The organism is Citrobacter braakii, assembly GCF_002075345.1.
Classification (GTDB): Bacteria; Pseudomonadota; Gammaproteobacteria; order Enterobacterales; family Enterobacteriaceae; genus Citrobacter; species Citrobacter braakii.
Genome location: NZ_NAEW01000005.1, coordinates 26,786 through 41,731, shown reverse-complemented (window position 1 = coordinate 41,731; position 14,946 = coordinate 26,786). Strand labels below are relative to the sequence as shown.

Genomic DNA, 14,946 nt, shown 5'->3' with positions numbered 1-14,946 from the left:
CCTACCGGGCCTACAGTACCCGTAAGTCGGATAAAGCAAAGCGGCTATCCGGCTACAAGTAATTTCCCATATGGAAATCACTGTTGTCCAAATGGCAACTCGTGCAGTTGACTCTCTGCCCGTATGCTTAGCGCCACATTCCTCATGAGGTCGCTATGACACGCTTTCTAATCTGCAGTTTCGCCCTGGTGTTACTCTATCCCGCGGGTATTGATATGTATCTGGTGGGGCTGCCCCGTATTGCTGCCGATTTACAGGCCAGCGAGGCGCAACTGCATATCGCGTTTTCGGTTTATCTGGCGGGAATGGCGACGGCGATGCTGTTTGCCGGGAAAATTGCCGACCAGTCAGGACGCAAACCCGTCGCTATTGTCGGCGCCCTCATCTTTATTTTCGCCTCTGCGCTGTGTTCATTCGCCGAAAGCGGTACGCCGTTTCTCACAGGCCGCTTTATTCAGGGCGTCGGCGCAGGCTGCTGCTATGTGGTGGCTTTCGCCATCCTGCGCGATACGCTCGACGATCGCCGCCGGGCGAAGGTACTGTCGCTGTTGAACGGTATCACCTGTATCGTGCCGGTACTGGCGCCGGTGATGGGGCATCTGATTATGCTCAAATATCCGTGGCAGAGCCTGTTCTACACGATGATCGGTATGGGGGTGGCCGTTTGCCTGCTGTCAGTGTTTATCCTGCGAGAATCGCGCCCAGCGACGCTCCCGGCATCTGCAGAGAAGAACCACCTATCTGAATCCCTGGTGAACCGTTTTTTCTTAAGCCGTCTGGCCATCACCACTCTCAGCGTGTCGGTGATCCTGACCTTCGTGAATACTTCGCCGGTGCTGTTGATGGAAGTGATGGGCTTTGACCGTGGAGAGTACGCCACCACGATGGCCATGACCGCAGGCATCAGTATGGCGGTCTCGTTCTCTACGCCATTCGCCCTGAGCGTGTTTAAACCTCGTGTTCTGATGCTGACCTCACAAGTGCTGTTTCTGTCTGCTGGTGTGGTGTTAACCCTTGCCAGTACGCACATGGTGACGCTGTTTGGGCTGACCTTAATCTGTGCCGGGTTCTCGGTCGGCTTCGGTGTCGCGATGAGCCAGGCGCTGGGACCTTTCTCGCTGCGTGCGGGCGTTGCCAGCTCGGCGTTAGGTATTGCGCAGGTTTGCGGTTCCTCTCTGTGGATATGGCTGGCTGCGGTGCTCGGTCTTGATGCGCTGAATATGCTGATCGGGATTCTGATTGGCTGTAGCATAGTGAGTATCATGCTGATTATCACTGTTGCCCCTAGCCGGTCCACGCCAACTCATGAAGAAATCCCTCAGCAGTCTCGATCTTAATTTATTGCTCTGCCTGCAGCTGTTGATGCAGGAACGCAGTGTTACCAAAACTGCCAAACGGATGAACGTCACGCCGTCGGCGGTCAGCAAGTCGCTGTCGAAACTGCGGGCCTGGTTTGACGATCCACTGTTTGTAAACACCCCGCTGGGGCTAACGCCAACACCGCTGATGGTCAGCATGGAACAGAACCTGGCAGAGTGGATGCAGATGGGCAACCAGTTGCTGGATAAGCCGCACCATGAAGCGCCGCGCGGGCTGAAGTTTGATCTGGTGGCCGAAACGCCGCTGGTGATGATCATGTTTAACGCGCTCTCCCGACAGATCTATCAGCGTTATCCCCAGGCGACGATCAAAATACGCAACTGGGACTATGATTCGCTGGATGCAATTATTCGCGGCGAAGTGGATATCGGCTTTACTGGCCGGGAAAGCCATCCGCGTTCGCGTGAACTGTTGAGTTTGCTGCCGTTGTCGATCGACCATGAAGTGCTGTTTTCCGATCTCCCCTGTGTCTGGCTACGTGAAGATCATCCGGCATTGCAGGAAGAGTGGAATCTGGACACATTTCTACGCTATCCGCACATCAGCATTAGCTGGGAGCAAAGTGATACCTGGGCACTGGATGAAGTCCTGCAAGAGATGGGGCGTACGCGCAATATTGCGTTATGTCTGCCCGGTTTTGAGCAGTCGCTGTTTATGGCCGCCCAGCCGGATCACGCGCTAATAGCCACAGCTCCGGTTTATTGCCAGCGTTATAACCAACTCCACCAGCTTCCGCTCGTGGCGCGTCCTATGCCTTTTGATGCCGCGCAGCTGGAAAAAATGCGCGTACCGTTCACCCTTCTTTGGCACAAACGTAACAGTCATAATCCTAAGATCGTCTGGTTGAAAGACACCATCAAGGCGCTTTATCGCGATATGTCCTGACGTTGCACCGCCACTTTGTTGCTAAATCGACTATTCTGGCAACAGAAATGTAAATATCGCGTAATGTATTCTATTTCAGCTTACTTTTTGGGCAGCAAAGCCTGCCTGGATGCCGCGTAAATGTTACTCTGGTAATTATCACGGACCATTAATCACGGAGCGAAAAATGGCGACACATTTTGCCAGAGGGATTCTTACGGAGGGACACCTGGTTTCAGCTCGCCTCCCTTCTCCATGTCATATCGAAGCAAGAGATCTCCCCGCTCATCGCCGAACACGTTTCCTGGCTTCCCGAAGTTTACTCGCTGAACTAATGTTTATGCTTTACGGCACCAGTACGCTGCCCGAGATTGTTACTCAGGCCAAAGGTAAGCCCGTTTTTCGCGATAAGAACCTGCCGGGATTTTCGATTTCTTATGCCGGGAATATCGTTGGCGTTGCGCTAACAACTGAAGGAACGTGCGGGCTGGATATGGAACTGCAGCGAGCTACCCGCAGCTTTCACCATCCGCATTCAACGGAAACATGGCGCTTCTCCAGCAACGAAAATCTGTGGATCAATAACCAAAACGACCCCAACGAAGCACGCGCGCAGCTCATTACGTTGCGCCAGAGCGTACTCAAACTCACCGGCGATGTAAGCAATGATGATCCGCACGAACTCCAGCTTTTACCCGGCGCAGGACGTCTGAAATGTGCCCATGTTGCGCAGGTTGAAGCCATTTGCGATGCGGAAGATGTTCTGGTGTGGTCGGTTGCGGTTACGCCAACCATTGAAAAACTCAAGGTTTGGGAGTTTGATGGTAAACAGGACTGGAAAAGTTTGCCTGATATCCAGACCCGCGCCAATGAGCCTACGGGTCGTCTGATCCGGTTCTCTCAATTATGCGCAGCGAAGAGCCATACGCTTTGATTTAACCTTTATGATGAAACAGGAGTCACCATGTCAGAAACATTGAATGTTGTTACGTTACTGGGAAGTCTGCGCAAAGGTTCGTTTAATGGAATGGTTGCCCGTACGCTGCCCAAGATTGCTCCAGCAGGAATGGAAGTCAACGCGTTGCCATCAATTGGTGATATCCCACTGTACGATGCCGACCTCCAGCAGGAAGAAGGTTTTCCGGCAAGCGTAGAAGCGCTGGCAGAGCAAATCAGGAAGGCTGACGGTGTCGTCATCGTGACACCGGAATATAACTATTCCGTGCCTGGCGGACTGAAGAACGCCATCGACTGGCTGTCCCGCCTGCCGGATCAGCCATTATCGGGTAAGCCGGTGCTGATCCAGACCAGCTCCATGGGCGCCATTGGCGGCGCGCGCTGCCAGTACCATCTGCGTCAGATCCTGGTGTTCCTCGACGCCATGGTAATGAATAAGCCGGAATTTATGGGCGGCGTGATTCAGAACAAAGTGGACCCGCAGACAGGTGAAGTGATCGACCAAAGTACGCTGGACCATCTAACCGGCCAGCTGACCGCATTTGGCGACTACATCCAGCGTGTGAAAGCCTAAAAGAAAAAGCCCGCTGGCTGCAATGCCTGGCGGGCCGTATCCGGTTATCAAATTTGCCTGATGGCGCTGCGCTTATCAGGTCTACACGCCTCGCGCAGCACCGTCTCAGCGGCAATTAATGCGCGTCGATAAACACAATCTTCAACACAAACAGCAGTGCGACAACGATGACGCATGGGCTGAGATCGCGGAAACGTCCGGTACCGATTTTCATCACACAGTAGGAAATAAAGCCCAGCGCGATACCTTCGGTAATCGAGAAGCTAAACGGCATCATCACGGCGGTAATAAACGCCGGAACGGCTTCAGTCAGGTCATCCCACCTCACGCGCGACAGGCTTGATGTCATCAGGACGCCAACGTAAATCAGCGCACCAGCGGCCGCATATCCCGGTACCATTCCCGCCAGCGGCGACAGGAAGATAACCAGCAGGAATAGCAGGCCGACAACTACCGCGGTCAGGCCAGTGCGTCCACCGACAGAAACCCCGGAAGAAGACTCGATATACGCGGTAACGGAAGAAGTACCGATAAACGCACCAGCAACCGATGACACGCTATCCACATACAGCGCCTGCTTCATGCGCGGAAACTTACCCTTCGCATCCGCCAGACCGGCTTTATCCGTGACGCCAATCAGCGTACCGGAGGAGTCGAACAGGTTGACCAGCATGAACGAGAAAATTACGCCCGCAAGACCAATGTTAAACGAACCAGCCAGATCAACATGCCCGATAACGGACATTACGCTCGGCGGCGCGGAGACGATCCCGTTGTAATGGACATCGCCCAGCATCCAACCCAGCAGCGTGGTCACAATGATAGAGATCAGTACCGCCGCATGGATGTTACGTGAAGCCAGAATCGCGATGATAAAGAAGCCCAGAATACCGAGCAGTACGCTGTGGGACGTCAGGTTGCCAATAGACACCAGGGTGTCTTGGTTGGCGACGATAACACCAGCGTTTTTCAGCCCCATCATGCCGATGAACAGACCAATACCGCTGGTGATCCCCACGCGCAAGCTAACCGGGATGTTGGCAATCATCCAGTAACGTACGCGGAAAATCGTCAGTAGCAGCAGACCTACCGCGCCCCAGAAGATTGCGCCCATACCGATCTGCCATGACAGGCCCATCGCGCCAACGACCACGAAGGCGAAGAACGCATTCAGACCCATAGCAGGCGCAAGTGCGACCGGCAGGTTGGCAAACAGGCCCATCAGGATGCTACCAAATGCAGCAATCAGGCAGGTAGTCACAAAGACGGCGCTGGTATCCATGCCAGCCACGCCAAGAATTTGCGGGTTAACAAAAACGATATACACCATCGTCAGGAAGGTGGTTAAACCGGCGATCACTTCGGTCCGTGCCGTCGTGCCATGTTCGCGCAGTTTGAACACGCGTTCCAGCATCCCCTGGCCAGAAGCCTGGGTTGTGTGTTGTTGACTCATTATCAATTTCCGAACAAGGAGGGAAAATTCGTCGCTATCCTATACCAAAATGCGACAATAGGGTTGGGTTATGAGCAACTTTTTTCATTGATTTTGCTTATACGGCAACGATTGCGTCGCCCAATAATGCATTACGAAAACGTTAAACTTGTTAAAACGGAAATGACATGTCCCAGATAGAAGCCGTATTTTTTGACTGTGACGGTACCCTTGTCGACAGTGAAGTGATTTGTTCTCGCGCGTATGTCAGCATGTTCCAGGCGTTCGGCATTACGCTCGATCTTGAAGAAACTTTTAAACGCTTCAAGGGGGTAAAGCTGTACGAGATCATCGACATTATCAACGAAGAGCACGGTGTCGAACTGGCAAAAGCCGAATTAGAACCGGTTTACCGCGCAGAGGTCGCACGTCTGTTCGATACGGAACTGGAGGTGATTGCCGGTGCTAATGCGCTGCTGGACAGCATGACCGTCCCTATGAGCGTGGTATCTAACGGTCCGGTCAGCAAAATGCAGCACTCGCTGGGTAAGCTGGGTATGTTGCACCATTTCCCTGATTTGCTGTTCAGCGGCTACGATATTCAACGCTGGAAACCCGATCCGGCCCTGATGTTCCATGCGGCGAAAGCGATGGATGTTAACGTTGAGAACTGCATTCTGGTTGATGACTCCAGCGCAGGTGCCCAGGCGGGGATTGCTGCAGGGATGGAAGTGTTTTACTTCTGCGCCGATCCGCATAACAAACCAATCGATCATCCAAAAGTGACGACGTTTACCGATCTGGCGCAGTTGCCAGCGTTATGGAAGGCGCGGGGTTGGAATATTACGCGATAACTGAAAGGCCGGATGGCGCTAACGCTGATCCGGCCTGCATGTCTCGTAGAGCGGGTAAGCGTTAGCGCCACCCGCCACAAACATCACTCTTTCGGATCTTTGCCCGCCAGCAGCTTATCCAGCTCATCACCGCCCACGTGACGGAAGTCTTGTCCCTTCACGAAGTAGAAGATGTATTCGCAGATATTCTGGCAACGGTCACCGATACGCTCGATGGAGCGCGCGCAGAACAGCGCGGTCAGCACGCTTGGAATGGTACGCGGATCTTCCATCATGTAGGTCATCAGCTGACGCACGATACCTTCATACTCCTGGTCGACTTTCTTATCTTCGCGATAAATACGTACCGCTTCGTCAAGATCCATACGCGCAAACGCATCCAGCACGTCATGCAGCATTTGTACGGTGTGGCGACCCAGTGATTCCAGGCTTACCAGCAGCGGCTGATGCTGTTGAGAAAATTTCTCCAGCGCGGTGCGGCAAATTTTATCCGCAACGTCGCCAATACGTTCCAGCTCAGCGATCGTTTTGATAATCGCCATCACCAGACGCAAGTCACTGGCGGTCGGCTGACGCTTGGCAATGATACGCACGCAGGCCTCGTCGATCGCCACTTCCATCATATTGACGTTCTTATCGCCTTCAATGACGCGCTTCGCCAGCTCACTGTCCTGATTGTGCATGGCGGTAATCGCATCAGAAAGCTGCTGCTCGACCATGCCGCCCATGGTCATCACCTGGGTACGGATGCTTTCCAGCTCTGCATTGAACTGGCCGGAAATATGTTTATTAAGGTTAAGATTATCCACAACAAGCTCCTGAATCAGCCGTAACGACCGGTGATGTAGTCTTCAGTTTGTTTCTTCGCGGGCTTGGTGAACAGATCGTCCGTGTTACTGAACTCAATCAACTCGCCCAGGTACATAAATGCCGTGTGATCGGAACAACGCGCAGCCTGCTGCATGTTGTGGGTAACGATAACGACGGTGTAATCCTCTTTCAGCTCAGTGATCAGCTCTTCGATACGCCCGGTAGAAATAGGGTCGAGCGCTGAGCACGGCTCATCAAGCAGAAGCACTTCCGGGCGAATGGCGATCCCACGCGCAATACACAGACGCTGCTGCTGACCACCGGAGAGAGAGTACCCGCTCTGGTGTAATTTATCTTTGGTTTCGTTCCACAGTGCGGCCTTGGTCAATGCCCACTGCACACGCTCGTCCATATCCGCACGAGAGAGTTTCTCAAACAGACGCACGCCAAAAGCGATGTTGTCGTAGATGGACATCGGGAACGGCGTCGGCTTCTGGAATACCATGCCCACTTTGGCACGCAGCAGAGCGATATCCTGAGTGTTGGTGAGAATATTGTCGCCATCCAGCAGGATTTCGCCTTCCGCACGCTGTTCCGGGTACAGTTCAAACATTTTATTGAACGTACGCAGCAACGTCGATTTACCACAGCCTGACGGCCCGATAAACGCCGTTACCTGGTTTTTGGCAATATCCAGGTTGATGTTCTTCAGGGCATGGAACTTGCCATAGTAGAAGTTCAAATCACGAACCTGAATCTTACCCGGGGCAGTATCAACCATACTCATTTCAATCTTTTCCTCATCATGCCTGATGGCGCGCAGCTTTCAGGCCTACAAATGTCTTCAATCGTAGGCCGGATAAGGCGTTTACGCCGCCATCCGGCACTTCGTCTTAACCGTGTTTCTTCTTCGCGAAAATGACGCGCGCCAGAATGTTCAGCAGCAGTACGCACAGGGTAATAATCAGTACCCCGGCCCAGGCCAGTTGCTGCCACTCAGCAAACGGGCTCATTGCAAACTTAAAGATAGTGACCGGCAGGTTGGCGATAGGCTGCATCATGTCGGTGCTCCAGAACTGATTGGAGAGCGACGTAAACAGCAGCGGAGCCGTTTCACCTGCGATACGTGCAATAGCCAGTAAAACGCCTGTAATGATGCCTGAGACAGACGCCTTCAGGGTGATTGCAGAAATCATCTTCCATTTCGGCGTACCCAGCGCATAGGCGGCTTCACGCAGGCTATCCGGTACCAGTTTGAGCATGTTCTCCGTGGTACGAATAACAATGGGCACCTGCAGCAGCGCCAGCGCGATAACGCCCGCCCAGCCGGAGAAGTGCTCCATTTTTGCTACCACGATGGTGTAAACGAACAGACCGACCACGATTGATGGCGCAGAAAGCAGGATGTCGTTGATAAAGCGGATCACCTCAGCCAGCCAGGACTTACGTCCGTACTCTGCCAGGTAGATGCCCGCCATAATACCAAGCGGTGTACCAAACACGGTCGCCCACAGAATTAACAGTCCGCTACCGGCCAGGGCATTCGCCAGACCACCACCAGCCGTATTCGGCGGAGGTGTCATTTCGGTGAACAGCGCCAGTGACATACCGTCAATACCGCGGGTGATCGTGGACATCAGGATCCAGATAAGCCAGAACAGACCGAATGCCATGGTCGCCATAGAGAGCGTCAGCGCGATGCGGTTCTTCAGACGACGACGCGCCTGCATTTTACGGCGGGATTCCGCAAGCGCAGCGGTGTTTTGCATTTCAAGCGTAGCCATTAGCGTGCCCCCTCGTTCTTCGCAAGGCGCATGATCATGAACTTAGACGCCGCCAGCACGATGAAGGTAATCACAAACAGAATCAGGCCCAGTTCCATCAACGCGGCAACGTGCAGTCCTGATTCCGCTTCGGCAAATTCATTCGCCAGCGCAGAAGTAATACTGTTGCCCGGCATGTACAGCGAGGCACTATCGAGCTGGTAGGTGTTACCGATGATGAACGTCACCGCCATGGTTTCACCCAGCGCGCGGCCCAGACCGAGCATCACGCCGCCGATCACACCGTTTTTGGTGAACGGCAGGACGATGCGCCAGATAACTTCCCAGGTAGTACAACCGATGCCGTAGGCTGACTCTTTCATCAGCACCGGCGTTTGTTCGAACACATCGCGCATAACCGCCGCAATGTACGGGATGATCATGATGGCGAGGATCACGCCAGCGGCCAGAATACCGATACCAAATGCCGGACCCGCAAACAGCGCGCCAACAAACGGAATGTTGGAAAGGATGTTCCCGACCGGCTCCTGGAAGTAAGTCGCAAACAGCGGGGCAAAGATAAACAGGCCCCACATGCCGTACACGATACTCGGAATTGCCGCCAGCAATTCAATAGCGATACCCAGCGGGCGACGCAGCCAGCCAGGAGCAAGTTCAGTCAGGAATAAGGCTATGCCAAAACTCACCGGAACGGCGATCAGCAGTGCGATAAGCGAGGTGACCAGCGTACCGTAAATCGGTACTAATGCACCGTAGATATCGTTTGGCGCATCCCATTCTTTAGTCCACAGAAAGGAGAAGCCAAATTTCTGAATGCTTGGCCAGGAGGAGATAACCAGAGAGACAATAATGCCACCCAACATCAATAGCACAATCAGCGCAGCCAGTTTTACCAGCGCGCTGAATATCATGTCACCTTTTTTACCCGGTGGGTTCAAAGCAGGCTTGGTTGCAGCCATAAATCACTCTTTAAGTTTGGGCCAGGAAGCACGCATTTTATCGTGCTTCCCGGCTAACGTAATGCCATACCCTAAATAATTCGAGTTGCAGCAAGGCGGCAAGCTTGTGAATACCCAGTCACATAGATTCACTATGTGACTGGGGTGAACAAGCACAGCCAACACAACTGCGGCTCGAAGTATGACGGGTATTTAGTACAGCGCTTTACCGTTGCTGTCCTTCACGTTGGTCTTCCATGCAGCACGAATCTGCTCAACCACGCTGTCCGGCAGGCTGGCGTAATCCAGGTCATTAGCCTGTTTGCCGCCATTTTTGTACGCCCAATCGAAGAACTTCAGCACTTCAGCGCCCTGCTCAGGTTTCTTCTGCTCTTTATGCACCAGGATGAAGGTGGTGGAAGTGATCGGCCACGCATCGTCACCTTTCTGGTTAGTCAGATCCTGAGCGAAGGTTTTGCTCCAGTCAGCGCCTTTTGCAGCGTTGGCAAAGTTTTCTTCGGTCGGACTTACCGGTTTGCCATCAGCAGAGACCAGCTTGGTGTACGCCAGGTTGTTCTGCTTAGCGTAAGCGTACTCAACGTAGCCGATAGAACCCGGCAGACGCTGTACGAACGCAGCGATACCGTCGTTACCTTTACCGCCCAGACCGGTCGGCCAGTTAACGGTAGAGCCGGAACCAATTTTAGATTTCCACTCTTCGTTCACTTTCGCCAGGTAGCTGGTGAAAACGAAGGAAGTACCGGAACCGTCAGCACGACGCACAACGGCGATATTCTGAGAAGGCAGCTTCAGACCCGGGTTCAGTTTGGTGATGGCTTCATCATCCCACTTCTTAATTTTACCGAGGTAGATGTCGCCCAGCGTTTTACCGTCCAGCACCAGTTCGCCGGATTTCAGGCCAGGGATGTTCACCGCCAGCACCACACCACCGATAACAGTCGGGAACTGGAACAGGCCTTCTTGCGCCAGTTTCTCGTCAGACAACGGTGCGTCAGAGGCGCCGAAATCAACGGTATTGGCCGTAATTTGTTTTACACCACCGGAGGAGCCGATACCCTGGTAGTTTACTTTGCTACCGGTCTCTTTCTGATAGGTATCTGCCCATTTGGCATACACTGGCGCAGGGAAGGTTGCACCTGCACCTGTCAGGCTCGCTGCTGCAAACGCAGAAAACGCGCTCATGGATAAGGTCGCGGCGACAACAGTTGCGACAGTGGTACGCATAACTTTCATAATGTCTCCTGCACGGTTTTCGTAAATCGTTGTTTGAGTTGCTACTGTGAGCAAAATAGGACAAACAGGTGACAGTTAAATGTACGAAATATGACAGTTTTATGACAATGAAAAACTCGGGAAGTTTTTTATCTAAAAATACATTTAAAACAGTATGTTAATTACCATCATGACAATAACATTTCGCTGAAATTTTCTTTTTATGACACTGAAAACAGTAGTTGAAGATGACGGTTTGTCACATAAAACAGGCGGGATAATTGATTAAAAACAGAACAAGCTAAAAAAATGCCCCGCTTGCAGCAGGGCATTTTCAGTTCAGTTAAGTGCGGATTACTCTACGGTAACCGACTTTGCCAGGTTACGCGGCTGGTCCACGTCGGTGCCTTTAATCAGCGCCACGTGATACGCCAGCAACTGCAGCGGAACGGTGTAGAAGATCGGTGCAATCACCTCTTCCACATGCGGCATCTCAATGATGTGCATGTTTTCGCTGCTGGTAAAGCCAGCATCCTGGTCCGCAAAGACGTACAACTGACCGCCACGAGCGCGAACTTCTTCAATGTTGGATTTCAGTTTTTCCAACAGTTCGTTGTTCGGTGCAACTACGATAACCGGCATATCGGCATCAATCAGCGCCAGCGGACCGTGTTTCAGTTCGCCTGCAGCATATGCTTCAGCGTGAATATAAGAGATCTCTTTCAGCTTCAGCGCGCCTTCCAGCGCAATCGGGTACTGATCGCCACGGCCCAGGAACAGCGCATGGTGTTTGTCTGAGAAACCTTCCGCCAGAGCGGCAATGCGTTTGTCCTGAGACAGCATCTGCTCAATACGGCTCGGCAGCGCCTGCAGACCATGAACGATCTCCTGCTCGATAGACGCATCCAGGCCTTTCAGACGAGACAGTTTCGCCACCAGCATCAGCAGAACGGTCAGTTGGGTAGTAAATGCTTTCGTCGAGGCCACACCGATTTCGGTACCGGCATTGGTCATCATCGCCAGGTCGGATTCGCGCACCAGAGAAGATCCCGGTACGTTACAAATAGCCAGCGAGCCCAGATAGCCCAGCTCTTTAGATAAGCGCAGACCCGCCAGGGTATCCGCCGTTTCACCGGACTGGGAAAGGGTAATCATCAGACTGTTACGACGCACGGCGGATTTGCGATAGCGGAACTCGGAAGCGATTTCGACATCGCAAGGAATACCAGCCAGCGATTCAAACCAGTAGCGGGACACCATACCGGAGTTGTAGGACGTACCGCAGGCGATAATCTGGATATGCTCAACCTGAGACAGCAACTCGTTGGCACGTGAACCCAGCTCGCTTAAATCCACTTCACCGTGACTAATGCGCCCGGTCAGCGTATTTTTAATTGCGTTCGGCTGTTCGTAGATCTCTTTCTGCATGTAGTGGCGATAAATACCTTTTTCGCCCGCGTCATACTGCAGATTCGATTCGATATCCTGACGCTTCACTTGTGCGCCAGACTTGTCAAAAATAGAGACAGAACGACGGGTCACTTCTGCGATGTCACCTTCTTCCAGGAAGATAAAGCGACGGGTTACCGGCAGCAGCGCCAGCTGATCGGAAGCGATAAAGTTTTCCCCCATCCCCAGACCAATCACCAGCGGGCTACCTGAACGGGCCGCCAGCAGCGTTTCTGGGTTACGGGTATCCATGATCACCGTGCCATAGGCACCGCGCAACTGTGGAATAGTACGCAGTACAGCTTCACGCAGCGTACCACCCTGTTCCAGTTCCCAATGCACCAGGTGAGCAATCACTTCGGTGTCGGTTTCAGAAACAAAGGTGTAACCACGGGTTTTCAGTAGTTCACGCAGAGGTTCATGGTTTTCAATGATGCCGTTATGCACCACAACAATGTGTTCAGAAACATGGGGATGCGCGTTCGCTTCTGAAGGTTCACCGTGTGTCGCCCAACGGGTATGAGCGATACCTGTACCACCATGCAGCGGATGTTCTTCCGCAGCAGCAGTCAGCATCTGCACTTTACCCAGACGACGCAGACGGGTCATGTTGCCTTCAGCATCGACAACGGCCAGACCAGCAGAGTCATAACCACGATATTCCAGACGACGTAAACCTTCGAGAAGGATTTCAGCTACATCACGCTGCGCGATAGCGCCAACAATTCCACACATATTTTTTGATTCCGAATTTAGGCATTTGCCTGTCGTTGTCGCTGACCTGTATTTGCCCTTTCCGGGCGCCCCGAGCCTTGTAGAGAGTGGGGTTATTTTTATGGTACTGCTTGTTGAGCGGAGGATTATGTTATCCCCTCATCTCTTGTCTGCCTGATGGCGCTTACGCTTATCAGGCCTACAGAACGTCACCGCACGTAGGCCGCCATCCGGCAAAAATCACTTACTTCTTCTTCACCGGACGCTGCCAGCCCTGTTTATGGACCTGAGGTACACGGCTTAATACCAGTTCGTTATCGGCGACATTACGCGTTACGGTGGTTCCGGCGGCAATCGTCGCACCTTTACCCACGGTGACTGGCGCCACCAACTGAGTATCAGAACCCACAAACACATCATCACCAATAATGGTTTTAAACTTATTGGCACCATCGTAGTTGCAGGTAATCGTACCCGCGCCGATATTCACATTATCGCCAATTTCCGCATCGCCCAGATAGGTCAGATGACCAGCTTTAGAACCTTTACCCAGACGCGCTTTTTTCATTTCGACGAAGTTACCCACGTGCGCGCCTTCCTGCAGCTCAGCACCCGGGCGCAGACGCGCGAATGGGCCGATGGTGCAAGCGGCTTCCAGATGGGCATCTTCCACCACACTGTATGGGCTAAGCTCACAACCTTCACCAATCACGCTGTTTTTGATGATACAGCCAGCACCAATCTTGACGCGATCCCCAACGGTTACGTTACCTTCAATGATAACGTTAGTATCAATTTCAACATCGCGCCCGTGAATAAGCGTACCGCGAAGATCAAAACGTGCAGGATCGCGCAGCATCACGCCCGCCAACAACAGTTTCTCTGCTTGCTCAGACTGATAAACACGCTCCAGACGGGATAACTGAAGACGGTTATTCACCCCTTCCGTTTCGCTAATACGTGCCGGATGTACCGCAGCAATTTCGCGTCCTTCCTGATACGCCATCGCAATGATATCGGTGATGTAGTATTCACCCTGCGCATTATTATTGGTGAGTTTGGACAGCCAGCGCTTCATATCAGCGCCATTGGCAATCAGAATACCGGTGTTGATTTCCTGGATTTGGCGCTGCTCGTCAGTTGCATCTTTATGCTCGACGATACCAGTGACGTTACCGTTCTCACGCGTAATACGCCCATAGCCGGATGGATCATCCAGTTTTACCGTTAACAGGCCGATGCCGCCCTGCGGTTTAGCATCACGCAGGCTACGTAAGGTATCGGTAGAGATCAGCGGCACATCGCCATAAAGCATTAAAATGTCTTCGTCATCACCAAAGAATGGCGCTGCCTGCTGCATTGCATGGCCGGTCCCCAACTGCTCTGCCTGCAGAATCCAGTTTAGATTGCCATCTTTCAGCGTCTGCTTAAGCAAATCACCACCGTGCCCGTAGACCAGATGTACGTGAGTTGCACCTAATTCATTAGCAGCATCAATGACATGCTGAACCATCGGCTTTCCTGCGAGGGTATGCAGCACTTTAGGGAGATCGGAATACATACGCGTGCCTTTGCCTGCGGCAAGGATCACGACGCTCATAGCATTATTCAACATACACGTCCTGACTGTAATTTGAGAACGAATTTATACCGTTTCACATTGAAAATACTACATTTTTTTCATCGTGAAATGGACCGAAGATAAAACGTTCAATCGGGGAAATTTCCCCTCTGATAACTCTCTATTTTCGTCTATTTCGGCGTCTTTTGTCTCCCAAAAACCAGGAGGCTGCTCTTATTAAAGCCTAGGTTAATGTTTTTGCTATTTTTTTACTGCATGAATAAAGAGCTACAAAAGAAAAGTACAATTTTATTAATGTGATTCAGCGAGAAGCAGAAAAAACAGACAGGGAAAATAGAGTTTTAAAAGGGAAGAGGACAAACGATAAAGCGGAGG

General features: G+C 52.3%; 13 protein-coding genes. 5 read left to right on the top strand and 8 right to left on the bottom strand.

Annotation, left to right across the window (positions count from 1 at the left end; genetic code table 11):
* Positions 1-155: 155 nt before the first annotated feature.
* The 4 genes from BZK42_RS12310 (at position 156) to BZK42_RS12295 (ending at position 3,775) form a co-directional block, all read left to right on the top strand.
* Entirely contained in the window at positions 156-1,337 is a 1,182-nt protein-coding gene (locus BZK42_RS12310) for an MFS transporter (RefSeq protein WP_080859246.1), read from the top strand.
* A complete protein-coding gene (gene yidZ, locus BZK42_RS12305) occupies positions 1,306-2,265 on the top strand; it encodes an HTH-type transcriptional regulator YidZ (protein WP_080859245.1) in 960 nt (319 codons plus the stop codon). The genes BZK42_RS12310 and yidZ overlap by 32 nt, the downstream gene beginning before the upstream one ends.
* 166 nt (positions 2,266-2,431) lie before the next feature.
* Positions 2,432-3,178, top strand: a complete 747-nt coding sequence (locus BZK42_RS12300) for a 4'-phosphopantetheinyl transferase family protein (protein ID WP_016157819.1) — start codon at positions 2,432-2,434, stop codon at positions 3,176-3,178.
* A 30-nt stretch (positions 3,179-3,208) separates the two neighbouring features.
* On the top strand, positions 3,209-3,775 hold the full coding sequence (locus tag BZK42_RS12295) for an NADPH-dependent FMN reductase (protein ID WP_003827046.1): 567 nt from the start codon (positions 3,209-3,211) through the stop codon (positions 3,773-3,775).
* Positions 3,776-3,890: 115 nt separating this feature from the next.
* Here BZK42_RS12295 and adeP read toward each other — a convergent pair whose 3' ends face one another.
* Positions 3,891-5,228, bottom strand: coding sequence for an adenine permease AdeP (adeP, locus tag BZK42_RS12290; RefSeq protein WP_080859244.1), 1,338 nt, complete (start codon positions 5,226-5,228; stop codon positions 3,891-3,893).
* 167 nt (positions 5,229-5,395) lie between these two features.
* Between adeP and yieH the strand changes: the two genes are divergently transcribed.
* A complete protein-coding gene (yieH, locus tag BZK42_RS12285) occupies positions 5,396-6,061 on the top strand; it encodes a 6-phosphogluconate phosphatase (RefSeq protein ID WP_016155076.1) in 666 nt (221 codons plus the stop codon).
* Positions 6,062-6,144: 83 nt separating this feature from the next.
* On the opposite strand, the gene phoU is transcribed toward yieH, so the two are convergent.
* The 7 genes from phoU to glmU form a co-directional block, all read right to left on the bottom strand.
* Positions 6,145-6,870 (bottom strand): phosphate signaling complex protein PhoU, encoded by a 726-nt coding sequence (gene phoU, locus BZK42_RS12280; protein ID WP_003023824.1) that lies wholly within the window; start codon positions 6,868-6,870, stop codon positions 6,145-6,147.
* Between the two features lie 14 nt (positions 6,871-6,884).
* Complete coding sequence (gene pstB, locus BZK42_RS12275; protein ID WP_003023821.1) at positions 6,885-7,658, bottom strand: phosphate ABC transporter ATP-binding protein PstB; 774 nt, start codon at positions 7,656-7,658, stop codon at positions 6,885-6,887.
* A 106-nt stretch (positions 7,659-7,764) separates the two neighbouring features.
* Complete coding sequence (pstA, locus tag BZK42_RS12270; RefSeq protein ID WP_016155077.1) at positions 7,765-8,655, bottom strand: phosphate ABC transporter permease PstA; 891 nt, start codon at positions 8,653-8,655, stop codon at positions 7,765-7,767.
* On the bottom strand, positions 8,655-9,614 hold the full coding sequence (gene pstC, locus BZK42_RS12265) for a phosphate ABC transporter permease PstC (RefSeq protein WP_016155078.1): 960 nt from the start codon (positions 9,612-9,614) through the stop codon (positions 8,655-8,657). Before pstC ends, pstA begins: the two co-directional genes overlap by 1 nt.
* Before the next feature lie 192 nt (positions 9,615-9,806).
* A complete protein-coding gene (gene pstS, locus BZK42_RS12255) occupies positions 9,807-10,847 on the bottom strand; it encodes a phosphate ABC transporter substrate-binding protein PstS (RefSeq protein ID WP_016157820.1) in 1,041 nt (346 codons plus the stop codon).
* A gap of 333 nt (positions 10,848-11,180) precedes the next feature.
* The gene (gene glmS, locus BZK42_RS12250; RefSeq protein WP_016155081.1) at positions 11,181-13,010 is read right to left on the bottom strand and encodes a glutamine--fructose-6-phosphate transaminase (isomerizing); all 1,830 of its coding nucleotides are present in this window, start codon (positions 13,008-13,010) and stop codon (positions 11,181-11,183) included.
* A 223-nt stretch (positions 13,011-13,233) separates the two neighbouring features.
* The gene (gene glmU / locus BZK42_RS12245) at positions 13,234-14,604 is read right to left on the bottom strand and encodes a bifunctional UDP-N-acetylglucosamine diphosphorylase/glucosamine-1-phosphate N-acetyltransferase GlmU (RefSeq protein WP_019077996.1); all 1,371 of its coding nucleotides are present in this window, start codon (positions 14,602-14,604) and stop codon (positions 13,234-13,236) included.
* Positions 14,605-14,946 lie beyond the last annotated feature (342 nt).